The sequence below is a fragment of the Ruegeria sp. BB6 genome (assembly GCF_056539385.1).
In genome coordinates this window covers 310,910-334,800 of sequence record NZ_JBQFUW010000004.1, presented here as the reverse complement: position 1 = coordinate 334,800, position 23,891 = coordinate 310,910, and the positions used below count along the sequence as shown (strand labels likewise).

20 protein-coding genes are annotated in these 23,891 nt (G+C 57.8%); 2 read left to right on the top strand and 18 right to left on the bottom strand.

Translation table 11 applies throughout. The features are described from left to right. Window positions 1-80: 80 nt before the first annotated feature. The 5 genes from ACR0B7_RS12235 to ACR0B7_RS12215 all read right to left on the bottom strand — a co-directional run bounded on the left by ACR0B7_RS12235 (window position 81) and on the right by ACR0B7_RS12215 (window position 6,021). Entirely contained in the window at window positions 81-2,261 is a 2,181-nt protein-coding gene (locus ACR0B7_RS12235; RefSeq protein WP_170577004.1) for a 3-hydroxyacyl-CoA dehydrogenase NAD-binding domain-containing protein, read from the bottom strand. Between the two features lie 21 nt (window positions 2,262-2,282). Beyond that, window positions 2,283-3,494, bottom strand: coding sequence for an acetyl-CoA C-acetyltransferase (locus ACR0B7_RS12230; protein WP_170552649.1), 1,212 nt, complete (start codon window positions 3,492-3,494; stop codon window positions 2,283-2,285). A 149-nt stretch (window positions 3,495-3,643) separates the two neighbouring features. Beyond that, entirely contained in the window at window positions 3,644-4,621 is a 978-nt protein-coding gene (locus ACR0B7_RS12225; RefSeq protein ID WP_170417202.1) for an NAD(P)H-dependent flavin oxidoreductase, read from the bottom strand. Window positions 4,622-4,655: 34 nt separating this feature from the next. Continuing rightward, a complete protein-coding gene (locus tag ACR0B7_RS12220; RefSeq protein ID WP_170417204.1) occupies window positions 4,656-5,273 on the bottom strand; it encodes a 2-hydroxychromene-2-carboxylate isomerase in 618 nt (205 codons plus the stop codon). A gap of 10 nt (window positions 5,274-5,283) precedes the next feature. Further along, window positions 5,284-6,021 (bottom strand): SDR family oxidoreductase, encoded by a 738-nt coding sequence (locus ACR0B7_RS12215; protein WP_170417206.1) that lies wholly within the window; start codon window positions 6,019-6,021, stop codon window positions 5,284-5,286. 220 nt (window positions 6,022-6,241) lie between these two features. Here ACR0B7_RS12215 and ACR0B7_RS12210 point away from each other — a divergent pair, with 220 nt between their 5' ends. Further along, the gene (locus tag ACR0B7_RS12210) at window positions 6,242-6,733 is read left to right on the top strand and encodes a winged helix-turn-helix transcriptional regulator (protein ID WP_170417208.1); all 492 of its coding nucleotides are present in this window, start codon (window positions 6,242-6,244) and stop codon (window positions 6,731-6,733) included. A 345-nt stretch (window positions 6,734-7,078) separates the two neighbouring features. On the opposite strand, the gene ACR0B7_RS12205 is transcribed toward ACR0B7_RS12210, so the two are convergent. The 5 genes from ACR0B7_RS12205 to ACR0B7_RS12185 form a co-directional block, all read right to left on the bottom strand. Continuing rightward, window positions 7,079-7,711, bottom strand: a complete 633-nt coding sequence (locus tag ACR0B7_RS12205; RefSeq protein ID WP_170417210.1) for an AMP-binding protein — start codon at window positions 7,709-7,711, stop codon at window positions 7,079-7,081. 31 nt (window positions 7,712-7,742) lie between these two features. Next, window positions 7,743-9,356: a GMC family oxidoreductase N-terminal domain-containing protein gene (locus ACR0B7_RS12200; protein WP_170486229.1), complete on the bottom strand. Its 1,614-nt coding sequence runs from the start codon at window positions 9,354-9,356 to the stop codon at window positions 7,743-7,745. Between the two features lie 101 nt (window positions 9,357-9,457). After that, on the bottom strand, window positions 9,458-10,918 hold the full coding sequence (locus ACR0B7_RS12195) for a coniferyl aldehyde dehydrogenase (protein WP_170486230.1): 1,461 nt from the start codon (window positions 10,916-10,918) through the stop codon (window positions 9,458-9,460). A gap of 33 nt (window positions 10,919-10,951) precedes the next feature. Continuing rightward, the gene (locus ACR0B7_RS12190) at window positions 10,952-11,371 is read right to left on the bottom strand and encodes a tautomerase family protein (protein WP_170417216.1); all 420 of its coding nucleotides are present in this window, start codon (window positions 11,369-11,371) and stop codon (window positions 10,952-10,954) included. Window positions 11,372-11,386: 15 nt separating this feature from the next. Further along, window positions 11,387-11,836: a hypothetical protein gene (locus ACR0B7_RS12185; RefSeq protein ID WP_170417217.1), complete on the bottom strand. Its 450-nt coding sequence runs from the start codon at window positions 11,834-11,836 to the stop codon at window positions 11,387-11,389. 149 nt (window positions 11,837-11,985) lie between these two features. Between ACR0B7_RS12185 and ACR0B7_RS12180 the strand changes: the two genes are divergently transcribed. After that, window positions 11,986-12,972 (top strand): AraC family transcriptional regulator, encoded by a 987-nt coding sequence (locus ACR0B7_RS12180; RefSeq protein WP_170417220.1) that lies wholly within the window; start codon window positions 11,986-11,988, stop codon window positions 12,970-12,972. 35 nt (window positions 12,973-13,007) lie between these two features. Here ACR0B7_RS12180 and ACR0B7_RS12175 read toward each other — a convergent pair whose 3' ends face one another. From ACR0B7_RS12175 to ACR0B7_RS12140, 8 genes are all read right to left on the bottom strand, one after another. Beyond that, window positions 13,008-14,798, bottom strand: coding sequence for an oxepin-CoA hydrolase, alternative type (locus ACR0B7_RS12175; RefSeq protein WP_480681562.1), 1,791 nt, complete (start codon window positions 14,796-14,798; stop codon window positions 13,008-13,010). A 3-nt stretch (window positions 14,799-14,801) separates the two neighbouring features. Then, complete coding sequence (locus ACR0B7_RS12170; protein WP_170486232.1) at window positions 14,802-15,860, bottom strand: acyl-CoA dehydrogenase family protein; 1,059 nt, start codon at window positions 15,858-15,860, stop codon at window positions 14,802-14,804. A gap of 3 nt (window positions 15,861-15,863) precedes the next feature. Further along, window positions 15,864-17,051, bottom strand: a complete 1,188-nt coding sequence (locus ACR0B7_RS12165; RefSeq protein WP_170577052.1) for an acyl-CoA dehydrogenase family protein — start codon at window positions 17,049-17,051, stop codon at window positions 15,864-15,866. Window positions 17,052-17,053: 2 nt separating this feature from the next. After that, window positions 17,054-19,114: a 3-hydroxyacyl-CoA dehydrogenase NAD-binding domain-containing protein gene (locus ACR0B7_RS12160; protein ID WP_170486233.1), complete on the bottom strand. Its 2,061-nt coding sequence runs from the start codon at window positions 19,112-19,114 to the stop codon at window positions 17,054-17,056. 20 nt (window positions 19,115-19,134) lie between these two features. Beyond that, entirely contained in the window at window positions 19,135-19,860 is a 726-nt protein-coding gene (locus ACR0B7_RS12155) for an IclR family transcriptional regulator (protein ID WP_170390037.1), read from the bottom strand. Between the two features lie 20 nt (window positions 19,861-19,880). Then, window positions 19,881-21,071 (bottom strand): acetyl-CoA C-acyltransferase, encoded by a 1,191-nt coding sequence (locus ACR0B7_RS12150; RefSeq protein WP_170486234.1) that lies wholly within the window; start codon window positions 21,069-21,071, stop codon window positions 19,881-19,883. Next, window positions 21,064-22,569, bottom strand: a complete 1,506-nt coding sequence (locus tag ACR0B7_RS12145) for an AMP-binding protein (RefSeq protein ID WP_170417229.1) — start codon at window positions 22,567-22,569, stop codon at window positions 21,064-21,066. The genes ACR0B7_RS12150 and ACR0B7_RS12145 overlap by 8 nt, the downstream gene beginning before the upstream one ends. A gap of 139 nt (window positions 22,570-22,708) precedes the next feature. After that, window positions 22,709-23,887: an acetyl-CoA C-acyltransferase gene (locus tag ACR0B7_RS12140; RefSeq protein WP_170417231.1), complete on the bottom strand. Its 1,179-nt coding sequence runs from the start codon at window positions 23,885-23,887 to the stop codon at window positions 22,709-22,711. Window positions 23,888-23,891 lie beyond the last annotated feature (4 nt).

Below are 23,891 nucleotides of genomic sequence, written 5' to 3'. Positions count from 1 at the left end.
GCGTGGCACGTTGCAGCCATTGCTTGCTAACGTTGTCCTGCCGGGGCTCCAGACCAATCAGTCCGGAACCCCGAGGATCTTCAAGCGGCGAAGCGGCCGTAGAAGCTGTCGTCTGCGTCCGCGATGTCGCGCAACAGTTTGGGCGCCATAAAGCGCGGGCCATGCTTGGCTTCAAGCTGGTCGCAAATCTCAACCGCGCGTTTGCCGCCGATGACGTCCAGCCAGCCGAACGGTCCACCTGACCAAGGCGCAAAGCCCCAGCCCAGCACAGCGCCAACGTCGCCCTCGCGGATATCCATCAGCACGTCTTCCTCAAGCGCACGAACGGCTTCCAGAACCTGCGCCATCATCAGGCGGTTCTGCACATAATCCAGTTCAGGCTGTTCTTCGGCCAGCGGATATTTCTGGTTCAGACCTTTCCAGTAGCCCAAACGCTTACCCTTCTCGTCATAGTCCGAGAAGCCCGCCTTGGACTTGCGGCCCAGCCGCCCCTGTTCCTCCATCCAAAGTATGAGGTTGTCCGCCTCGGACGCATCATAGGCATCACCCATCGCGGCCTTCGTCGCCTTCATGATGCGCACAGCCAGATCGATCGAGGTCTCATCCCCCAACTGCACAGGCCCGACCGGAAAACCCAGTTGCTGCGCCGCATTGTCAATCAATACCGGAGAAATACCTTCGGTCAGCATCCGCGTTGCTTCACCGACATACGGCAAGATGCAGCGGTTGGCATAGAAGAACCGCTCATCGTTGACCACGATCGGCGTCTTGCGGATCTGGCGTACAAAATCCAGAGCCTTGGCGACTGCGCGATCTCCGGTTTGGTTGCCCTTGATGATCTCGACCAGCATCATCTTGTCCACGGGGCTGAAGAAGTGGATGCCGATAAACTGGTCCGCCCGCACGCTGGCCTTGGCCAGATCGGTGATCGGCAGAGTCGAGGTATTCGAGGCAAAAATACAGTCTTCGGGGATGATCGCCTCGACCTTCTTGGTCATCTCGGCCTTGACGGTCATATCCTCGAACACCGCTTCGACGATCAGATTCACATCCTTGAGCGCCTCCAGATCAGTGGTGGCAGTGATCTGCGACAACAGCGCTTCTTTCTTCTCGGGGGTGGATTTCCTGCGCGAGATCGCCTTGTCCAGAAGACCTTCTGAATAGGCTTTGCCCTTGTCAGCAGCCTCCTGCGTCTGGTCGATCAGCACAACCTCAATCCCGGCCTTGGCCGAGACAAAGGCGATACCGGCACCCATCATGCCCGCGCCAAGGACGCCAACCTTCTTCACGGTCTGGTCCGGGGCTTCGGGCCGGTTCGCGCCTTTTTCAAGCGCGCCTTTGCTCAGGAACAGGGTGCGGATCATCGCGGCGGTCGATGGTTTCATCAACAGGTTGTTGAACCAACGCGCCTCGACCTTGAGCGCGGTGTCAAAGGGCACCTGAGCGCCGTTATACGCCGCGTTCAGCAGCGCCTCGACAGCCGGGAACGCGCCCTTGGATTCACCGACTCCCATCACCACAGCGCCAGCGAAGGTCATGAAACCCTGCGGGTGATACGGTGTTCCGCCCGGCATCTTATAGCCCTTAGCATCCCAAGGCTTCAGCAGGTCCGCGTCGGTCGCGCGCAGAACCCATTCTCGCGCAGCGGCGACCGGGTCATCTGCGATCTCGTCGATCAGACCAGCTTTTTGCGCCGCTTCGGGCGACAAAGTCTTGCCTTGCAGCAAGAAGGGCGCGGCGGCCATCAGGCCAAATTTGCGTATCAAGCGCGTGGTTCCGCCGCCACCGGGGAACACACCAACCAGAATCTCGGGCAGGCCAATCTTGGCCTTGGGATTGGGCGCGCAGAAAATGCGATGAGTGGCCAGCGCCACCTCGTAGCCGCCGCCAAGCGCAGTGCCCGGCAGCGCAGCCGCGTATGGCTTGCCGCCCTTGTGCGTCTTGGGGTCCATGTTGTTGCGTTCCATTGCACGCAAGATGCGATGGGTCGCCATCGTGTTTTCCAACATCTCGTCTGGCTTGTCGGCCCACGTGTCGGAAATGCCCGCCAGCATGTTCAGATCAGCTCCGGCCGCAAAGCTGCCGGGCTTGGCCGAAGTCACAACAACGCCCTTGATCTCATCGTCTGCGTTGGCTGCATCAACCACTGCCTTGAGATCGGCTATGCCCTGTTCGGTCAGGACGTTCATGGATTTCCCGGGCACGTCCCAAGTAATGATGGCCACGCCATCGTCGTGTTTTGTCAGCGTAAATTCAGTCATTGCTTTGTCTCCTGCCCCGTATCACACACGCTCGATGATGGTGGCCGAGCCCATGCCCGCACCAATGCACAAGGTCGCCAGACCCGTTTCCTTGTCGGTACGCTCCATCTCGTCCAGCAAGGTGCCCAGGATCATCGCGCCGGTTGCACCCATCGGGTGGCCCATCGCAATGGCACCGCCATTGACGTTCAGCTTGTCCATATCGATGTCGAAATACCGCTGCCAACGCAAAACAACCGAAGCAAACGCCTCGTTCAGCTCATACAAGTCGATGTCATTGGCGGTCATACCCGCGCGTTTGAGTATTTTTTCCGTCACCGGAACCGGGCCGGTCAGCATGATGGTCGGGTCAGAACCGATCTTGGCCGTCGCGACGAACCGCGCGCGAGGCTTCAAACCGTATTTCTCGCCAAACTCCTTGTTGCCGATCAGAACGCCCGCAGCACCATCAACAATGCCCGAACTATTGCCCGCATGGTGGATATGGTCGATCTTTTCCAGATGCGGGTATTTTAGCATCGCGATCTTGTCAAAGCCGGGCATCACCTCGCCCTGTTCCTTGAACGACGGTTTCAGAGCGGCCAGAGTCTCGATCGTCGTGCCCGGACGCATGTATTCGTCATGATCCAGAATCGTAGCCCCGTTTATGTCTTTTACCGGGACGATCGAGCCATCGAACCGACGCGCCTGCCACGCTGCCGCTGCCCGGTTCTGGCTTTCCACACTATAGGCATCGGCATCTTCGCGGCTGATACCGTATTCGGTGGCGATAATATCCGCCGAAATCCCCTGCGGCACCACATAGGCCGGGATCGCAATCGCCGGGTCCACGGCCAGAGCGCCACCGTCAGACCCCATTGGAACGCGGCTCATGCTTTCGACGCCACCGGCGATATAGCCGTCGCCGTCACCGCCTCGAACCTGGTTGGCCGCCATGTTTACAGTCTCGAGCGCCGAGGCGCAGAACCGGTTCACCGAGACACCCGGAAGTTCGTCGCCAAACTGTGATTGCAGCACAGCCGAACGCGCCAGGCATGCGCCCTGTTCGCCCACTTGGAACACATTGCCCCAGATCACGTCCTCGACACCTTCGGCATCCAGATTGTTGCGCTGTTTCAACTCGTCCAGAATGATCGAGGACAAGCGTACCGCGGGTACCTCGTGCAGGCTGCCATCCTTACGGCCTTTGCCGCGCGGTGTCCGTACCGCGTCATAGATATAGGCTTCGGTCATGGGTTCTCCCTTCGGGGTCACGCCCCGGTTTTGCAATTTATCAGAATGCTGTGACAGTGAGGTCGATCATCGCCCCAACACCGCGCGGGTTACCGGCCCGTTTGGGCCCGATAAGCGGAGTTTGCGGCCCTACGGCCGCAAACTGATCTTCAGGCGCGGTTAAACATAGCCAGACGGTCGGAGATGATCTGATCCGCCTCTGCCATGATACCGTCAATCAGTTCCTGACACGTCGGGATGTCGTTGATGAGACCCGCAACCATTCCGCAAGACCACGCACCCGCATCCATTTCACCGTCCTGCATGACGCGCGGATAAATTCCGGCAACCTCGTCAATGATATCGTCGAAAGCGATCTTGTCGCCCAACGCGCGCTCTTTCTCCAGAACGCGTTCAACTGCGGTATTGGTCAGGACCCTCTCGGTGTTGCGAAGGGGGCGCATGACCAGACGCGTGTCCAACTCGGTCGCGGCAACGATAGCGTCCTTGACGTTCTGGTGGACCGGAGCCTCTTTCGTCGCGATGAACCGCGTTCCCAGATTGATACCGTCTGCCCCCATCGCGAGAGACGCCACAAGACTGCGCCCGTCAGCCTGACCGCCAGAAGCCACAAAGGGGATTTCCAGTTCATCCGCCGCGCGCGGCAGCAGGATCATGTTCGGCACGTCATCCTCACCCGGATGGCCGCCACATTCAAACCCGTCGACCGACACCGCATCGCAACCAATGTCCTGCGCCTTCAGCGAGTGACGGACCGAAGTGCATTTGTGGATCACCTTGATCCCGGCGTCCTTGAGATAGGGCATGACCTGAACCGGGTTCCGTCCGGCTGTTTCCACGATTTTCACACCGCCATCAATGATGGCCTTGATGATCGCAGGATAGTCAGGCGCGTTCACGGTAGGCAGGAACGTGACATTCACCGCAATAGGTTTGTCCGTCATATCCTTGCAGCGCGCGATTTCATTCGCCAGATCCTCGGGTGTTTTCTGGGTCAGCGCAGTAATCGTGCCCAACCCTCCGGCATTTGAAACCGCGGCGGCCATTTCCGCGAACCCAACGTAGTGCATCCCACCCTGAATGATCGGATGTTGGATGCCCAGCAACTCGGTGATTTTGGTTTTCATTGTCGTCTTCCTTTTCCCCAAGGCCTCGCCAAGGTCAGTCTGTTTCTTTCTGATTGAGGATTTCTTCTTCAACCTGCCCAAGGCGTTCCTTGCCAAAGAACATCTCGGTGCCAACGAAGATCGTCGGGATGCCAAACACATTGCGATCCACAGCGGTAGCCGTGTTTGCCATCAGCCCCTCCTTGACATCAGAGTCCTGAGTTCTGCTCGCAAGGCGCGCACCATCAAGTCCGGCATCGTTCATCGCCTGCACAAATACCTCTGGATCATCCATCTTGAGGTTCTTTTCCCACATGGCCCGCATGCCAGCTTCGACATAGGCATCATGAACCCCATCCAATTGGGCTGCGATAGCGCCCCGCATCAAGAGCAAGGTGTTGACGGGGAAATTCCGATTGAACGTATAGTCCGTGAGGTTGTGCTTTTCGACGAACCGAGTGATCTCGATCCGTTCATAATCCAGTTTGCCTTTGACTTTGGAAAAGGCAAAAGCCGGAGCCATGTTGCCAGTTGCTTTGAAAATGCCGCCCAAAAGACAGGGGACATAGTTGAACCGGACACCCGTGCGCTGCTCTATCCCGGGAATAACCTTGTGACAGAAATATGCGTTTGGGCTGCCAAAATCATAGACGAAGTCTACGGTCACCGTCATTGCCTGGCCCTCACCACTTTTCCGTCCAAGGGCGGAGATCAAGCTCATGAGTCCACGCGGTACGGGGCTGATGGTGCAGCATCACGTAATTCTGAGCGATGTGGTCTGGGTTCAGGATACCGTCTTTTTCGCGCAGATCGTCAACGTGGGGGACATTTTCGCGGATAAAGCTGCTGTCGATGGCCCCATCAATTATTGTGTGGGCAACGTGAATGTTCTTTGGGCCAAGCTCACGAGCCATGGATTGCGCCAGCGCACGCAAGGCGTGTTTGGCACCCGAAAAGGCGGAAAAACCCACGCCGCCGCGCATGCTGGCAGTTGCGCCGGTGAAGATGATCGTTCCGCGACCGCGCTCCAACATCCGGCTGGCGGCTTCGCGTCCGGTCAGGAAACCGGCAAAACACGCCATTTCCCATACTTTTCGGTATACACGTGCGGTCGTGTCCGTGATGTTGAACCGGACATTCGCACCAATGTTGAAAACGACCACTTCGATTGGGCCAATATCGGACTCGATCTTGTTGAAGAGACCTACCATTGCGTCTTCATCCCGCGCGTCCGCCGGACAAGCCACGGCTTGATATCCTTCGTCCCGGATGGTTTGCGCCAACGCCTCCAACGCATCTGCATGCCGTTCACGACGCACGAGGCAAACAGTCAAACCATCGCGGGCAAAAGCTCTTGCGATGGCTGCCCCCGTGTCGTCACCTGCGCCAACGACCAAACATACGCCTTTTTTCTCAACCATCGAGGTATCTCCGTCTGATCCGGGGATTGCGCCACCTGTTGCGCCGACACGCTGAGAAACTCTGGTTGTGCAAAAATGCGGCACAAAACCTGACCTCCCCGTAGACCGACACCAACTGACTTGGCAAATCCCTCCTTTGGTCCTATTTTTAAACCGTATGATTTTTTTGGTTTACAATATCAACCAAAATGCTTCGAGTAGCTCGATTACGTTGGGGAAAATGGCCGGAAAACACAAACAGACGTGCTCGATCGCAGGCTTTCTCAATTTATTTGGGGACGCCTGGACGCTGCTGATTGTCAGAGAGGCGTTGTACGGCACGACACGGTTCTCAGATTTCCAGCGCAACACCGGAGCAGCCAAAAACCTGCTGTCCGAACGGCTCTCTACTCTGGTCGAGCATGGGGTTTTGGAGAAAGTGAATATCAGCGCTGTTGGGTCGCGTTACGAATATCGGATAACCGACAAAGGCAAGAGTCTGAACTCGCTGCTGGCATCCATTATCCTGTGGAGCAACGAACATTTGTACGAAAATGGGGAAGAACCCAACCTGGTTCTGAACCGACATTCGGGTACGCCTGTTCGCGGTTTCCAGCCCTGTTTCAAGGTTGGCGCCGAGCTGGAAATCGATGACCTTGTGGTGACTGCCGGACCCGGAGCGAATGACGCCGCCCGGAAACGCCTTGCCTGCCTGTCCAAAAAGCAAGACTAAGGCTGACCAAAGCCAACGCCTTTCACATTTCGCACGTCACGACTGGGGCAGCTTTGGCCAAACTGCTTTAGACAAAAGGGGATTGGCGGCGTACCCCGATGGTTTGAGAAAATGCGCCGCCTTCAATTTCAATCGCGGGGACGCTTTAGCTTTCAAACTTGTATGCACGACAAAAGTCGGCACCCAACTTTAGCTCTGCGTTGCCCTCATCCGTCATATCTGGAAACGACGTCCAAGGGCGCGCGCACCTATCCGACAATGCGTTCAGCGCATCCAATGCGTCCTGCGCGTATCCGGAAACATCCGCGCGCATTTTTTCCCAGTTCGGGAATTCGGACAAGGTATTCAGCCAGTAGGCGCGACCAGCCAGATAGCCCGAGGATCCTGCTTCGTATGCCAGCTCCATGATGGTGTGGAACTGATCCATACCGCCGCTGCGCCACCGTCCATCCAATCAAAGATGCTGCATGTCACGACATGCTCAACGCAAGGTGTATTGACCAAAGCGGCCACAGACTTGTGCCACAGATCAGTTTTGGGCGTTTTTTCAAGGGTCACCAACACTTTGGCGTTGGCCGCGCGCAGCAGATCACCGATCTGGTCAGCCTCGAGCAATGGGTTGATGGCCAGAACCTGCCCGGCCGCACTGCCGCCCCAAATGGTGAAATGTGTCTCTGGTAGATTGGGCAGAACATATGCGACCACATCATCGCGACCAATCCCAAGCTGGCGCAAGGCGTTGGCTGTTTGGGTCACCTTCCCCAGAAACTCTTTGTGGCTGAGCGTCTTGGGGGTATCGAACGTCTTGGCCGAAACGAAAAAGCTAAGTGCCGGAGAAGACGGGTTGATTGCCGCCCCCTGCTTCAGAGCGTCATAGGTCGTCTCCGGCAGCGCGCGATCGGAAAAAGGTGTCTTTTCAAACACCTCGATATCGGCATAGCTGGCAAATCCGGTATCCGCGCTGGTCATCATGTTCATTTCGGTTCCCTTATTGTGCAAAACGCAGCCATCACGCGGCTGCGCGAATGATGTCGGACGCCTTTTCAGCGATCGCCATCGTCGGTGCATTTGTATTTCCAGAAATCAGGTTCGGCATGATCGAAGCATCTACGACACGCAGCCCTTCGATCCCTCGAACGCGCAGCTCAGGGTCAACGACGGACATCTCGTCCACGCCCATTTTGCAGGAACCTACAGGGTGATAGATCGTGTCTGCGCGATCCCGGATATGCCATTCCCAATCCGCGTCAGTCTTTGCGGTGTCGGTGCCGTGCATCTCTGACAATTCAAAGTCTGCAAGTGGCGCCGCCTTCATGATCTCGCGCGTCATCCTTACACCCTTGATCATTGTTTCAAGGTCGCGCGGATCGCTCAGGAACGCCGGGTCGATCCCCGGCATCGCAAACGGATCTGCGCTTTGAAGGAAGACACTGCCCCGACTATCCGGGCGCAGTTTACAGATGTGGCAGCTATAGCCGTGACCCAGATACAGCTTGCGGACATGGTCATCCACGATGGTCATCATGAAATGCAACTGGATGTCCGGGCGATCCAAGTCAGGTGTCGTCTTCAGGAATGCACCGCCTTCTGCGACAGGCGAGGCCGCCATTGACTTACCATCTTTCTTCCAGCGCCAAAGATGGTGCATCAGGTTAAGCCCACCCCATGCACTGATGCCGAGGTTTTCCTTGTATGTGCCGCGGAAAGACAATGAAAAGTCCAGGTGATCTTGCAGGTTTTGACCAACGGCCGGCAGGTCATGAACAACGTCGATTCCCAGACGGGACAGATCCTCGCCATTCCCGATACCCGAAAGTTGCAGAATCTGAGGTGACTTCAGCGCCCCGGCGCACAACAGGACCTCGCGCTTGGCCTTGACCTCAACGTCTTTGCCCTTGTGCTGATACAACACGCCGGTTGCGCGCTTGCCTTCCAACAGCAGGCGCTTGACCGCGGCCCGCGTGACCACCGTCAAATTCGGGCGGTCCATCACAGGGAACAGATAACCCGCAGCGGCCGAGCAACGCTCGCCGTTTTTGTCCTTGTCGTGGAAATGCGTAACCTGATAGAGGCCCACGCCTTCCTGATCCCCGCGATTGAAATCGTCGGTCCGGCGATGTTGCAGGCGGGTCGCGGACTCAACAAATGCATGAGAGATTTCGCGTGGCACTTGTTGGTTCGACACCTGCAACGGGCCGTCCGCTCCATGCTCGGCATCGCCGCCGCGCTGGTTGTTCTCGGACCTCTTGAAATAGGGCAGCATGCTGTCCCAATCCCAGCCTTCATTGCCCAGATTGGCCCATTCGTCGTAGTCCTGTTTCTGGCCGCGAATATAGAGCGCCGCATTGATCGCACTGGATCCCCCCAGCGCCTTTCCGCGCGGCTGATAACCCTTGCGCCCGTTCAGACCCGGCTGCGGCACCGTCTCCATGCACCAGTTGTTAATCTGAACCGGTTTGTTCTGAATCATGAAAAACCCGCCCAGCATCATCCGGATAAACAGGTCCTTGCCGCCGCCGCCTGCCTCAAGCAGACAGACACTAATCTTGGGATCTTCCGTGAGACGGCGCGCCAACACACAACCGGCCGAGCCGCCGCCGACGATCACATAGTCGTAAGTCATTTATTCGTCTCCCAACGGCCAGTCCCCTCCGGCCATCTCCGTCATTTGATCAGGTGCGCAGCCCTGTTTTTGGGGCTGCGCCTGCTCTTGTTGCCTGTATTTCAGTTGATCTTGCGCTTGCGGAAGCGGAGCTTCTGCATAAGCATGAGCTGTTTGTACATGAAGTTGCCCCAGGGCGGTGCGACCATCGCCGTGGCGTTGAACTTGCCCTTGCGCACGATGCCCTTGGCCTTCGAGAAGGTGCGGAACCCTTCCTCGCCGTGATAGTGCCCCATGCCCGACGGACCGATGCCGCCGAACGGGATGTCGTCGACACCCACATGCGAAACCGTGTCGTTCACGCAGGCACCGCCAGAGTGGGTCCGCGCCAGAATGTCATCCGCACGGCGCTTGTCCCAGTCAAAGTAGTACAGCGCCAGCGGGCGCGGACGCGCATGCACATAGGCGATTGCATCTTCCAGCGTGTCGTAGGCAATCACCGGCAGGATCGGGCCAAAAATCTCTTCCTGCATCACCAGCATGCTATCATCCGCGCCCAGAACCAGGGTCAGAGGCATCTTGCGCGTGCCCCCAAAGGTTTCGCCCTTGGGGTTGATCTGGATGATCTCGGCACCTTTTTCCTCGGCATCCGTCAGATAACCCTCAAGCCGGGCCTTCTGCCGTTCGGTGATGATCGCGGTGTAGTCGGCGTTCTCGCGCAGGCTCGGATACGCCTTCGTCATCGCATCCGAGAACGCGGACGCAAAGGCGTTGACCTTGTCGCGCGGGCACAGGACATAGTCAGGCGAGACACAGATCTGACCGGCATTGAAGCCCTTGCCGAAACCGATCCGGCTGGCCGCCTCGTCCAGCGGAAAGTCGTCGTGGATGATCGCCGGAGACTTGCCGCCCAGCTCAAGGGTCACGGGCGTCAGATTGTCCGAAGCCGCCTTCATCACGATCTTGCCCACCTGGGTCGAACCGGTGAAGACCAGATGGTCAAACGGCAGCTTGGTGAACTCGGTCGCAACCTCGACACCGCCTGTCACCACGGTGACTTCGTCCTCTGCATAAATATCCGCGAGGATCTCCTTCATGAGCTCACCCGACGCCGGCGCAAATTCCGAGGTCTTGATCATCGCCCGGTTGCCCGCGGCCAAGGCACCGATCAGCGGCGAAAGCCCCAGAAAGAACGGGAAATTCCACGGCACCACGATGCCCACAACCCCAACAGGCTGATAGCGCACTTCGACCTTCGCCGGCATCACCGTCATCGGCGCGTGGCGGCGCTGGGGCTTCATCAGCTTGCGCAAGCGCTTGCGATAATAGGCAATTCCGTCCAGCAGAGGCATGAGCTCGGCCAGCTCGGTCTCGGCCGCCGCTCGGTTCGAGAAGTCCTTGTTGCAAGCCGCAATAATCCGAGCCCGATTGTCCAAAAGCGCATTGTGCAACTTGTCCAGACGCCGCACACGCGTCGCACGATCCGGCAGCGGATCTCCAAGACACGCCTTCTTCTGCGCCAGAAGAAGACCCTCAAGGTCAGGAAGTTCCGATTGGACAGGTGTCAGATGAGGGGCAGACATGTTCGTCTCCAATGATTGAACCAAGGGGAAAGGTCAGGCAGCCGAAGAAATGCCCATTTCCGCATGAAAGGCGTTCTTACGCTCTAGCCAGTCACCTTCTTCTCCGGGTGCCGGCATCGTCATCGCGCCTTCGACGACCCACCGATAGTCAATTCCAATCAGTTTCACGAACACTTTAGAAGCCTTCAGATTGGCAGTCTTGGCCACCTCTTCATGAATCGTCTTATTGATACATTCGAAAATTTCCTGGCCCCGGTTTCCACCGGTGCGGACATTGCCATTCACACCGATTTTCGATCCACGGCGCAGACGGTATCCAGTCATGAAGATCACGTTCACGAACTCGGGCGGCGCGCCAGTGATCCCGCAATGCACATCCGTGATTGTCTGCGCAATGTCAAAACGCATCTGTTCCGGCAACGGCTTACGCGTAGCGATTGTATAAAGTGGCATGTTGTCCTCCCCGAATTACTGATTGAAATGCGATATCAAGACGCCGTTGCGCCGTTTGGATCGCAGCGCCCGAAATGCAGTCTTGGCCAGGAACGATACACGGCCCAGCAGCGAGAACCGCGCCAGATTTCCCTTGAGAACTTCTTTGTAGCTTTCCTCGTCAAACGCAGAAAACGATGTCTGGTCGGGGTGTTGCCCGGTGATCTCACGCCACTGACGATCGAGCTCAAGCAAAAAGCCCTGACGCTTGTCCAATGGGAACCCGTCGGGAACCGAAATCGAACAGGCCGAAGACCGTGACCATTGCAGGTCTGTAACCGTGTGCTTGGCCGCCGCAACATTCCAGATGACCGTCAGCTTATGCGGGCCAACAAGTTCAGCGTAAACCTTGCGCAAAGCAGCTTCGAGCTGCTTGATCTGGTCCAGAGTGATCTGGCCCTCTTGAATAGCTATGATAGATCGCATGCTTTTCCTCCTTTTCTAATAATTAGGAAATGGGTAAGAAAAGCCGATGTCAGAAATGGCCAGTGTTTTGACATATTCGGCCAAATACTATAAAAATCTCGTCGATGAAGAACGCCACTCAGACCCGACTTCCGGGAAGCATACGAATCTTGTGTGAAGCCGCTCCGGAGTACGGAGTCAGCCCGGACCAGTGTCTGGAAGGCACAGGTCTGATGCCATTTGACCTGTATAATAACGACACTCAGGTATCGATATCCCAGGAACTGGCCACGATATCGAATTTTCTGAGCCACACGTCGTATCGTCCCGGAATGGGCATTGATATTGGACGCCGGTATCGGCCAGAAATTTTCGGCGTCTGGGGGTATGCGATCCTCAGCAGCAAAACACTGCGTGGCTGCCTTCAAATCGCGACAGATTTTGCCAATCTTTCGTTTGTGATCGCAGCTTTGGGCCTTGATGAAACGCGCGAACACCCAATGTTGACCTTTGATACAACCGGTTTGGCGACGCACGTCAAAAGCTTTGTGCTGGAACGGCACCTTACGGTTCTGGACAACTTCGCCCAGATGCTGTTGCCCGAATGGTCAATTCAGGAAAAACCGTTCAAAACGACTCTGACTGACGTTGAATTCGCAAATGTCGTGCACGAAAAGCTGGGCTATCAAGTCCAGTTGGGCGAAACAGTGGACGCCGTTGTTCTGTCCTCTCAGCTCTTGGATCTTCCGCTTCCCAAGTATGACCCAAAAATACTGGCCGAATGTGTACAGCATTGCCTGGAGCAGTGCGGGAACCTTTTGAACAGCCATCAAACAGAATCTTTAAGTTGGACCACCCGCGTCCGAGATGCCGCGATGCCTGAAATTTATGAAAACCCGCATATCCAGGCCGTAGCAGCCCAATTGGGCGTCAGCGAACGCACCTTGCGGCGAAGGTTGTCCGAAGAAGGCACAAGTTTCCGCCAAATCCTCGTGGATGCACGATTAGCGGTCGCCCATGAGCTTCTGAAAACGACAAATTTGAATGTCTCTGCCGTGGCATGGCGATCTGGTTACGCCGAGCCGTCCAGTTTTGTCCGGGCCTTTTCAAGGAGCTTCGGTTATCCCCCCGGCGCGTTGACTGCGCAGCGTTCGTGAACCTGCGCAGCCTGTCTCAAATCCAGAGCCAGTGGTCAGTTTAACACTTTCCTCGCCTCGGCCAGTTCACTTTCGAGTTCAGCCACAATCTCGGCAAGCGGCTGAATACGCTCAATAAATCCAAGGCTCTGGCCCGCTGACAGGATACCCTGACGCACGTCGCCGGTCTCATAAGCCTTATACCCGATCTTGCCCGAAACCAGATGCATAATGTCCTGAATCGACATGTCCGGGTTCTCACGCTCAAGGTCTTGAAGGACCGATGTCGTTTCGTTCTGCAGCGACCGGACTGTGTTGCGCACCGAGTACATGGACAGCGCAGTGTCCCGCTCTGTCGCTTTGATCAGCGCCTGTTTGTATTCCGGGTCTGCCCAGATTTCTTCGGCCACCAAAAAGCGGGTGCCAATCACCACGCCCGAAGCACCCATTACGCGCGCCGCCAGAATTTGTTCACCGCCTCCAACTCCGCCGCCCAACAGCCAGGGAATGTGAATACGGCGCTTGGCCAACCCCGCGTTCACAAAACTGCCAACCATGTCGAGGCCGGGATGCCCACCGCATTCCGCGCCAACAATGGCCACCGCATCAACCCCCAGTTTCTGCGCGCTTTCTGCATGGCGCAGGCTTGGAACCTTATGCAAAACCCGTACTCCGGCCTGCTTCAGCATCGGCAAGAACGGCTCGGGACTGCGACCAGAAGTCTCTACAATATCAATGCCTTCGTCGATGATGATGCCGAAAACCTCTTCAGTCCTGTCCCCCGGCACCAACTTGGGCAGCATCGATACATTGACCCCAAAAGGATTGCCATCTGACAGATCGCGGCATTTTCTGATTTCAGCGCGCAGTTGCTCGGGCTCGGGGAAACTGGCCGCGGTTATGAAACCCAAGATACCTGCCCGCGCAGCGGCGGATACATAATCGGCATTTGCCAGCCACATCAGGCCACCTGCCACAATGGGGAGGCGGATACCAAACGCTCGTGTCAATTCGGTTTCCAACGGGCTGTCTATGACAGAGGATGACGCAGCCGCCACCGGGACCGATGCAAAATCCGGCCTGCGCTTTTCCTCGAATGCACGGATACCTTCCAACGCTTCATCGCCGCCCAAGGCAATAGACATCTGTCGGCGTTCGCGCAAAAGATGCGCGTCAAAAGCGTCCGTATCCGGAGCGGCAATCAAAGCCTTGATCGACTCCTGCGCCTGACGCGGACCTTTGGCAAACCTTTCGGCAAGTTCCAATGCCGCGTCCAGCGACGAGCCTGGCTCGACTACCTTATTGACCACGCCCAAGTCATGCAGACGCTCGCTCGGCACCGGTTGGCCGGTCAGACACATCTCGGTCGCCAACTGTCTTGGCAAGTTCATTGCCAGAAAGCCTGAGCCGCCGCCATCGGGAACCAGACCGGCATTTACATAGGCCAGCGTGAATTTAGCACCCGTTGCAGCGACGATCATATCACACGCAAAGGCCAACGAAGCACCGGCCCCTGCAGCGCCCCCCTCGACCGCAGCGATCACAGGCAACGGGCACGCGCGAACGGTGCGGATCATGCTGTGCAAATATTCGATCTGCGCTTCACGCTCGGGCAAAGTAAGCTCACGGCGGGTTTTGAGCATCCGAAGATCGCCACCGGCTGAGAAAAACTGCCCTGCTCCGGTGACCACCACGGCGCGCACGTCAGAGTTTGGCGCCGTCGCATTGCGCAGTGCCTCCTCTACCGGTTCGTAGACCGCCCGCGACAACACATTGCGGCGCGCGGGTTCATTGATGGTGACGATCAGTGTGTGACCACTGGTTTGGAACAGGACAGCATCGCTCATGGCTCAGGCCGCCATCACGCGTTGCAATTGCGCATAACGGTCACCCAACTGGTGGTCGATCATGGCCAGCCGCTTGGCATAGTGGGAACCCGGATATTCCCAGGTCATACCGATGCCCCCGTGGAGCTGGATGCTTTCCTCTGAAATCAGCGCACCGGTGCGACCGATCAGGTTCTTGGCCATCGCGATATATTTCCCGGCCTCGTCGCTTCCCAGCTTGCTCGCTGCCAGAATGGTAATCGATCGACATTGTTCGATCTCAATCGCCATATCCACCGCGCGATGCTGAAGGGCTTGGAAACTGGCAATGGGACGGCCGAACTGCTTACGCTGTTTCAGATAGTCCACCGTCAGGTCGACCAACACCTCCATCACACCAACCGCTTCGGCACACAGCGCCAAACGGCCTGCGTTCAGGGCGTCTTCGATGATGCCTGCTGCATTCTCACTCAGGCATTTGGCCGATGCACTATCAAGGATCAGTTCACCCGCGCCACCGCCGTCGATCATGGCGTAATCGATGGTTTCCGGCGCTTCGACCAGAAACAGGCCAATCCCTGCATCGGTACGCGCCGCAACCAAGGCGCCATCCGCACCGGGCAACCCGTACACAACAGATTTGCGGCCGTTCAGAACCCAGCCGCCGTCTGATTGGTCCGCGCTGGTACGGATCAGCGAAAGGCTATCCGCGTCAGGTTCAAAGACGGCCAACGACAGGCGCTTGGTGCCCGTGATGATTTGTTCGACCAGTTCCTCAGCCTCGCAATCGGCCGCAGCCCTGGCGCACATCAAAGCAGCCAGCATAGGTTCGGGGCAAAGACCCCGGCCCAACTCCTCGAACACGGTGGTGATGTCAAAACCCGCGCCGCCAAAACCGCCCTGCTCTTCCGAAACGAAAGCACCGATCAGGCCGAGTTCCGACAGTTCAGCCCATTTGTCCGGTGAATGAAACGGAGTCGCGTCTATCACACCGTTACGGGTGTCAAAGTCATAATGATCTGCCAGATAACGCCGCACGGTATCCGCCAGCATCTGACGGTCTTCTGTCAAATTGAAATCCATGGGTCAGCCTCCAAACAGGTCTTTGGCGATGATGTTGCGCTGAATCTCGTTCGATCCGCCAAAGATCGAAAGCTTGCGATGGTTGAAATAGTAGGCCGCAGCCCCTGCCGCGTCTTCCGGGACCGAAAGCGCATTCTCAGGCAAATCGCGCGCGGGGAAGGGCGCGGCAGACGCCCCAAGGGCCGACTTGATCAGGCTCTGAATTCGCTGGCGGATAACCGTGCCCTTGATCTTCAGCATCGAGCTTTGCATCCCCGGTGCAGCCCCTTCCTTGGCGGCCGACAGCATCCGCAGGTTCAGAACGCGCATGGCCTCAAGGTCGATCTCAACCTCGGCCATTTCGGCCGCAAACAACGGATCCTGTGTAAGCGGCTTTCCGCCCCGAACCAGTTTCTGAGACAGCATCTTGAGCTTTTCGAGATCCTTGCCCGACATTCCCACACCAGCGATGTTCGTCCGTTCATGGGTCAGAAGGTACTTGGCGATCGTCCAGCCTTTGTTCTCCTCTCCGACCAAGTTGGCCACCGGTACGCGCACATCGGTAAAGAACACCTCGTTCACCTCGTGGCCGCCATCCAGCAGTTTGATCGGACGCAGTTCGACGCCGGGCGTGTCCATGTCAACAAGGACAAAGCTAATGCCTTCCTGTGGCTTGCCCTCGGTCGAGGTGCGCACCAGACAGAAAATCTTGTTGGCGTGCTGGCCCAATGTGGTCCACGTTTTCTGACCGTTGATCACATACTCGTCGCCTTCCCGCACGGCACGGGTTTTCAGGCTGGCAAGGTCGGAACCCGCACCGGGCTCGGAATATCCCTGACACCACCAATCCGAGCCGTCGAGAATGCGCGGCAGAATCTCGGCCTTTTGCTCGTCAGAGCCGAACTTGATCAGGACCGGGCCCAACATGTTCAAGCCAAAGGGTACGATGCGCGGGGCATTCGCACGTGCACATTCTTCCTCGAAGATATGCCGCTCGACAGCGCCCCAACCGGGGCCGCCATATTCGGTCGGCCAGGTCACGGCCAACCAGCCACGCGCGTTCAGCCGCGCGTGCCAGTCTTCCATGTCTTCCTTGGTCAGGCCGTCTCCTTTGCGGCCCTTTTGCACGAGGTCTTCCGACAGGTTTTCGTCCAGAAAAGCACGGACTTCGGCGCGGAACGCCTCTGCCTCAGGAGTAAAACTCAGGTCCATTTTCAGGCTACCTTATTCAGATCGTTGAAAGTTTTTCCGGTATCGGCCAGTTCACGCAGCAGCGTTGGCACTTTCCAGTAGTAGGGATCTTCCTTGGCGTATTGCTCAATGCGTGAGACCAGAACGTCCAATCCGGTGATATCAGCATATTGCAACGGACCACCCCATTGGCGCGGGAAGCCATAGCCGAACAGGAACACCGCATCCACGTCGATTGGGCGCAGGGCGATTTTGTCCTCGACCACGCGCGCGGCCTCGGTCACCATTGCCGCCATGTAGCGATCCACGATTTCCTTATCGGTGAAGTCTTGGGCCGTGATACTCTTGGCGTCGCGTTCTGCCTGCGCGTACTCGGCCACAGCAGGGTTCACACTGCGGTCTTTACCGTCATAGACATAAAATCCCTTCCCGGACTTTCTGCCAAACCAGCCTTGTTCGCAAATCCGGTCAGCAATCTCGACATAGCGTTCCTCGGACGGACGGAATTCGGCCTGACGCTTGCGCGTCGCCCAGCCGATATCCTGTCCTGCCAGATCGGACACCGCAAACGGCCCCATGGCGAACCCGAAATCCTCAAGGGCCGCGTCGATTTGTTCAAACGGAGCACCGTCGAGCTGCATATAGGCCGAAGACTTGCGGTAATGGGCGAGTATCCGATTGCCTATGAAGCCGTCGCAAACGCCGGACCGCACGGCAATCTTGCGCAGTTTCTTGGCCAGCTTGAAACAGGTGGCGACGATCTCGGGCGCGGTATCCTTGCCCACAACCACTTCAAGCAGCCGCATGACATGGGCGGGCGAAAAGAAATGCAGGCCAATCACGTCCTGAGGGCGACTGGTGCTGGCTGCAATTTCGTTCACATCCAGATAAGAGGTGTTGGAGGCCAGAATTGCACCCGGTTTACAAATCTGATCCAGCTTGCCGAACACCTCGCGCTTGACATCCAAGGACTCGAACACGGCTTCGATCACCACATCGGCACCCGCCAGCGCCGCCATATCGGTGGTGCAGGTCAGCGCCTCAAGTGCAGCGTCGCGTTTTGCGTCAGACAGCTTGCCGCGCTTGACCGCACCGTCGAGGTTTTTGGCGATCGTGTCGCGGGCAAAAGCCACGCGCTCTTCTTCCATTTCGATCAGAGTGACGGGCATACCAGCCAACAGCATCGCCGTCGCGATCCCCGATCCCATCGTGCCACCACCGATCACACCGCCGGTTTCCAAATCGCGTGCCTCTGCCTGGGCTTCGGGTATATGAGCCACCGCACGTTCCGCAAAGAAGGCGTGTTTCAGACCCTTGTGCGCATCACTTTTCATGGCCTCCATGAACAAGTTGCGTTCCGCCTGCAGTCCCTCGGCCAACGGCAAGTCGCACGCCTCGGCCGCTTTTAGTGCGCGTTTGGCAACCTCACCCTTGGCTTTTGCGCGGAATACTTCCAGATCCTCGGCCGTAATCCGATTGTTCAAATCTGCGGTCACGCGCGTTTGCAGCGTCCCATCAAGTACACTTTGCCCAGCAGCCAAAGCTACGGCTTCGGGGACACCATCCTGAAGATCATCTAGAAGACCGGCCTCCAGAGCGGCCTCGGCCGAGATCGGCTTGCCCGAAGTGATCATCGTCAGTGCGGTCTTGCCATCAACAAGACGTGGCAGGCGCTGCGTGCCACCAGCGCCGGGCAGAAGGCCCAGGTTGACCTCTGGCAAGCCCAGTTTCAAACCCTTGATCCCAACCCGCGCCTGGCAGCTTAGTGCGATCTCAAGACCACCGCCCAATGTCGAGCCGTGCAAAACGCAGACGATAGGCTTGGCGCTGGCTTCAAGAATTTCGCACACTTCAGGCAGAACCGGTTGTTTGGGAGGTTTTCCAAACTCGCGAATATCGGCCCCGGCCACAAATGTCCGGCCCGCCGCATACAGCGCGATGACCTTTACCGAGTCGTCCCCGGCAAGTTCCTGCACCGCATTTGCCAGCCCGATGCGTACATCATACCCCGCGGCATTGACCGGCGAGTTGTCGATTTTGACAAGGGCAACCTCGCCCTCCTTGCGAATTTCGACCGCAGCCATGAAAGTCTCCTGTCTCTTGATTACATATGCCCAAGGCTGAGCCTGAGCGTCTGCACTGTGTCGCGCAGCCTTGGCGCAACGGTTGTTTCCAATTTTTCGGCGTCCAGATTGGATTCATTTGCACCGCACAAAAACGCAAAAGGTTGTGCCCCCGGACCAGTTTGGAAGGGCACGGCGCACGCATTGACGCCACTGTTCCAGCCACCGAACGAAGTCACGTAACCCATCGTTTCCAGTTGATCGCGATCTGCGCGGGCCTGATCTGTCTTGGTGCTCTGGGCCGGGTCCGCAGCTAGGATCGCCCGGCCCGCCGCACTTTGCTCCATCGGGATACGGTGCCCCTCGCTCAGCCAAAGCGAGGAAGCGTTTCGGGGTCGCCAGCAGCGTGTAAGCATCACCGCATCGTCATTGCGCATGGTCAGTGCAACCAACACACCGGTTTCGTCAGCCAATTGCTGCATAACGTTCTCGGCCATCGGCAAGAAGGACAGAGCAGCACGCGCCGTATACCCCAACGCCATGACCGAGGGGCCAAGGCGGTAAGTCTCTGACGGGTGCAACTGCTCAAGGAATCCCAGCGAAGCCAACGTAAAAGTCATCCGGGCCACAGTAGACGGAGGCATATCCGTGCGCCGCGCCAGTTCGCGGTTTCCCAACGACTGATCGTCAGGCTTGAACGCCTGCATAATGCGCAAACCCTTGGCAAGGGTTGAAGCAAACCGGCGATCACGTTCAGCGTCTGACATTCGGCAACCCTTCCAGTGACTTAAGCCACACGCTCCAGAATCAGCGCGATCCCCTGCCCGACACCGATGCACATGGACAAACACGCGTAGCGCCCGCCAGTTTCCTCAAGATGACGCATAGCGGTCAGAACGATCCGCGCACCCGACGCACCCAAAGGATGGCCAACTGCAATCGCGCCCCCATTGGGGTTGAGGCGGCTGTCGGACGGGTCAAGCTGCAGATGCTGACAGCAGGCCAGAACCTGCGCGGCAAATGCCTCATTGATCTCGATCAGGTCCATGTCTTCCATGGTCAGGCCCGCTCGCTCGAGCGCCTTGGGTACCGCAAAGGCCGGACCAATCCCCATGACCCGTGGCGGCACACCAGCAACGGCCCCTGCCACGATCCGCGCCCGAGGCGCAGCCCGGTCTGTCTTGGCGCCGATCATCAGCATCGCAGCGCCGTCGTTAACCCCCGAAGCGTTGGCCGCAGTGGTCACGCCGCCCGGAAACACGGTCCGCAAGGCGGCCATCTTGTCCAATTTCACATCCGGGCGCGGATGCTCGTCCTGCGTCACCTCATGGGTCGCACCCTTGCGCCCCTTGATCGTGATCGGAGTAATCTCTGCGTCAAAGAAACCGCGGTCACGGGCCGCTTCAAACCGAACCTGCGAGTCATAGCCGAACTGATCCGACGCCTCGCGGGTGATCTGATACTCTTCGGCGAGATTGTCGGCGGTCTGCGGCATGGGGTATTCGCCATGCATCTCAGCAATGCGCGGGTTGGGAAAGCGGGCTCCAATCGCGCTGTCGAATATCTGCGCCTGCCGAGCATAGGCGGTTTCCGATTTGGCAATGGTAAAGGGTGCGCGGGTCATGCTTTCGACGCCACCAGCCACAAAAAGCGGAGCCTCACCCACGGTCACGGCACGCGCAGCATCTAAAGCCGCCGACATCCCGGACCCGCACAAGCGGTTGACCGTCAGCCCACCGACTTCGACAGGCAATCCGGCCAGCAGAGCAGCGTACCGGGCAACGTTGCGGCTGTCTTCCCCGGATTGGCAGACATTGCCCAGAATGACATCTTCGATCTCGGATGCGTCAAACTCACTGCGTTCGACCAATGCCTCAAGAACCTGCGCGGCCAGATCATCGGGACGCACCGAAGCCAACGTCCCGCCATGGCGACCAAATGGGCTTCTCACCCCGTCATAAATATACGCGTCAAGCATCCTCACCCTCATTGTCCAGTTGTGCCAGCTCGTCGGCAAAGGTCTCGACGAGTTTGTGTTTAAGAATTTTACCCGTCGCTGCGTGTGGCAGCGCGTCGACGATTACGATGTGACGCGGTATCTTGTACCGAACGAGCGCTTTGCCCAGAAACGCCCTCAACTCGTCAGCCGAAGCAGGTGCCCGCAGCGAAACAAAGGCCAGAACGTCTTCGTTTCCGTCTCGCGCGCGCCCAACTACGGCGGCCTGCGTAACTGAGGGATGAGCATTAAGAGCGGCTTCAATCTCGGGCGGATAAACGTTGAAGCCCGAGTGAATGATCAGCTCCTTGCAACGTCCAACGATATATATCGACCCGTCAGGGGCAATACGCGCAAGATCGCCTGTGCGAAAAAAACCATCATCCGTAAACGCTGCCGCAGTAGCTTCGGGGTTGCGGTAGTAGCCCTTTGTGATGTTCTTTCCGCGCAGCAACATCTCGCCCACGCCATCAGGCTCGACGTTGTCCAGCTTGGCCTCAACCCCCGGCAAGGCAGGCCCAACCGTATCATCCTCAGGCGGGTTTTCGATCAGGGTGGTTGCAACACCGGGGGACGCTTCGGTCAAACCATAGCCGTTATGGATCGGTTGCCCGAATATCCGCTCGACCCGTCGCTTCCAGCTCAGGTCCAGGGGCGAGCCACCGGAAGACATGTATCGCAACGAAGTCTCAAGTGAATCGATGTTGTTGTCCTTGCAATACTTCAGGATCAACGCAAACATCTGCGGCACACCCGAGAACATCGTCGCCCCGTCCTGTATGCCCTCGATCACACGAGCGGGATCAAATCTGGACTGAAACCGCAAGCTGCCGCCAGCCAGAAACGTGGTCAGAATGATCGAGCAAAAGCCGAAAATATGCGTGCCGGGCAATACGGCAAGCGCCTGATCCGCCGACGTCGCGTGCCGCCGCTGCATCGAGGCGTTGGCGGCGAAAATCAAGTTCTCTTGAGACAGCATTACGCCCTTTGGCGCTCCGCTGGTTCCAGATGTATAGAGAACGGCGGCGACCTGCCCAGCGTCGCTATGTGTGGGCTCTACACCTGTGTCCCGCAGTGGCGAGACAACCAGCCTGCCGCACAACAGCCGCCCCAGCGATCCAGCCCCCAGTCTGTCCGCATGGGCCTTTGCCGCGCCCGAAACATCTGATGTGCAAACCACACAGCGCGCACCGGAATGTTCGACGACAGCGTCAACTTCCTGCTCTGTCGCGCGTGCGTTGAGGGGCACAATCCAGGCATCAAGCGAACTGAGCGCCAGAAGAACCGAAGCGTAAGTTGCGCAGTTCTCGGCCAACACCACAACCCGGTCACCTGGGCGCACACCGTAAGATCGCAGCATCCCGGACGCAGTCCGAACAGCGCCAACCAGATCACCATAGCTGATCCGCGCGCCATCATGATCAATGACGGCCAAGGTCGACGGGTCCTTGTCTTCGATAAGTTGGTGGATTCGGCGCAATGCATTCTCCTCAGATGCTGCGCAGCCGTTCTACCGTTCGCGCTAGTGTAAGTCAACATGCGGATAAGTGTTCCGCTATGCGGAACGATATACACCGGCAACTTCCGCCGCCGGTGCGTTTTCCAGGCAGAGTTTCTGATCAGAAGATTTCAAACAAACCCGCTGCGCCCATGCCCCCACCGATGCACATTGTGGCGACGGCATATTTGGCATTCCGGCGTTTACCCTCGATCAGCAGGTGGCCGGCCATTCGCGCTCCGGTCATGCCAAACGGGTGACCAATCGAGATCGAACCGCCGTTGACGTTGCAGATCTCTGGATCAATTCCCAACGTCTCTCGGCAATACAGCGCTTGCGAGGCGAATGCCTCATTCAGCTCCCAAAGATCGACATCCTCGACCTTGAGGCCGTGGCGTTTTAGCAGGCGTGGCACGGCAAAGACCGGACCGATACCCATTTCATCAGGCTCGCACCCTGCAATGGCAAACCCTTTGAACGCGCCCAGAGGCTCCAGTCCTTCCCGCTCGGCAACCTCCGAGTCGACGACCACACAGGCCGACGACCCATCAGAAAGCTGCGAAGCGTTGCCGGCGGTTACGAACTGATCCGCGCCACGGACCGGTTCCAGTCCCGCCAGACCTTCGAGCGTGGTATTCGGTCGGTTGCAGTCATCGCGGGAAATGGTGACGGCCATTTCAGAGATTTCACCGGACTCCTTGTCCTTTACCAACTGCACAGTGTCCATTGGCACAATCTCGTCGTCGAACTTGCCAGCAACCTGCGCGGCGGCGGTACGTTTCTGGCTTTCCAATGCCAGTTTGTCTTGCGCCTCGCGAGTGACACCATAGCGGGCCGCTACAATATCGGCAGTTTCGATCATGGTCAGATAGACGTCGGGCTTATGTTCCAGCAACCACGGATCGCGGTCGTGCGACCCTGGCTTCTGATTGCGGAGCGAAATCGACTCGACCCCGCCCGCAATCGCCGCTGGCACGCCATCCTGAACAACGGCATGAGACGCCATCGCGATCGCCTGCAGCCCGGACGAGCAGAACCTGTTGATGGTCGCGGCCCCGACCGTCACCGGCAGGCCAGCCCGCAACACCGATTGCCGAGCGATATTGCCACCCGTCGCCCCTTCGGGGAACCCGCAGCCGATAAAGGAATCCTCGATCAGCGCAGGGTCCACTTTGGACCGCTCAACCGCATGCTTCACCGAATGACCCATCAGGGTGGCGCCATGGGTGTTGTTGAATCCACCGCGAAACGATTTGGCCAGCCCGGTTCGAGCTGTTGAAACGAGAACGGCTTGTTTCATGAAG

Coding starts and splice junctions, on each gene's coding strand:
- ACR0B7_RS12235 (WP_170577004.1), bottom strand. CDS start 2,261: ATGACTGAATTTACGCTGACAAAACACGACGATGGCGTGGCCATCATT.
- ACR0B7_RS12230 (WP_170552649.1), bottom strand. CDS start 3,494: ATGACCGAAGCCTATATCTATGACGCGGTACGGACACCGCGCGGCAAA.
- ACR0B7_RS12225 (WP_170417202.1), bottom strand. CDS start 4,621: ATGAAAACCAAAATCACCGAGTTGCTGGGCATCCAACATCCGATCATT.
- ACR0B7_RS12220 (WP_170417204.1), bottom strand. CDS start 5,273: ATGACGGTGACCGTAGACTTCGTCTATGATTTTGGCAGCCCAAACGCA.
- ACR0B7_RS12215 (WP_170417206.1), bottom strand. CDS start 6,021: ATGGTTGAGAAAAAAGGCGTATGTTTGGTCGTTGGCGCAGGTGACGAC.
- ACR0B7_RS12210 (WP_170417208.1), top strand. CDS start 6,242: ATGGCCGGAAAACACAAACAGACGTGCTCGATCGCAGGCTTTCTCAAT.
- ACR0B7_RS12205 (WP_170417210.1), bottom strand. CDS start 7,711: ATGAACATGATGACCAGCGCGGATACCGGATTTGCCAGCTATGCCGAT.
- ACR0B7_RS12200 (WP_170486229.1), bottom strand. CDS start 9,356: ATGACTTACGACTATGTGATCGTCGGCGGCGGCTCGGCCGGTTGTGTG.
- ACR0B7_RS12195 (WP_170486230.1), bottom strand. CDS start 10,918: ATGTCTGCCCCTCATCTGACACCTGTCCAATCGGAACTTCCTGACCTT.
- ACR0B7_RS12190 (WP_170417216.1), bottom strand. CDS start 11,371: ATGCCACTTTATACAATCGCTACGCGTAAGCCGTTGCCGGAACAGATG.
- ACR0B7_RS12185 (WP_170417217.1), bottom strand. CDS start 11,836: ATGCGATCTATCATAGCTATTCAAGAGGGCCAGATCACTCTGGACCAG.
- ACR0B7_RS12175 (WP_480681562.1), bottom strand. CDS start 14,798: ATGAGCGATGCTGTCCTGTTCCAAACCAGTGGTCACACACTGATCGTC.
- ACR0B7_RS12170 (WP_170486232.1), bottom strand. CDS start 15,860: ATGGATTTCAATTTGACAGAAGACCGTCAGATGCTGGCGGATACCGTG.
- ACR0B7_RS12165 (WP_170577052.1), bottom strand. CDS start 17,051: ATGGACCTGAGTTTTACTCCTGAGGCAGAGGCGTTCCGCGCCGAAGTC.
- ACR0B7_RS12160 (WP_170486233.1), bottom strand. CDS start 19,114: ATGGCTGCGGTCGAAATTCGCAAGGAGGGCGAGGTTGCCCTTGTCAAA.
- ACR0B7_RS12155 (WP_170390037.1), bottom strand. CDS start 19,860: ATGTCAGACGCTGAACGTGATCGCCGGTTTGCTTCAACCCTTGCCAAG.
- ACR0B7_RS12150 (WP_170486234.1), bottom strand. CDS start 21,071: ATGCTTGACGCGTATATTTATGACGGGGTGAGAAGCCCATTTGGTCGC.
- ACR0B7_RS12140 (WP_170417231.1), bottom strand. CDS start 23,887: ATGAAACAAGCCGTTCTCGTTTCAACAGCTCGAACCGGGCTGGCCAAA.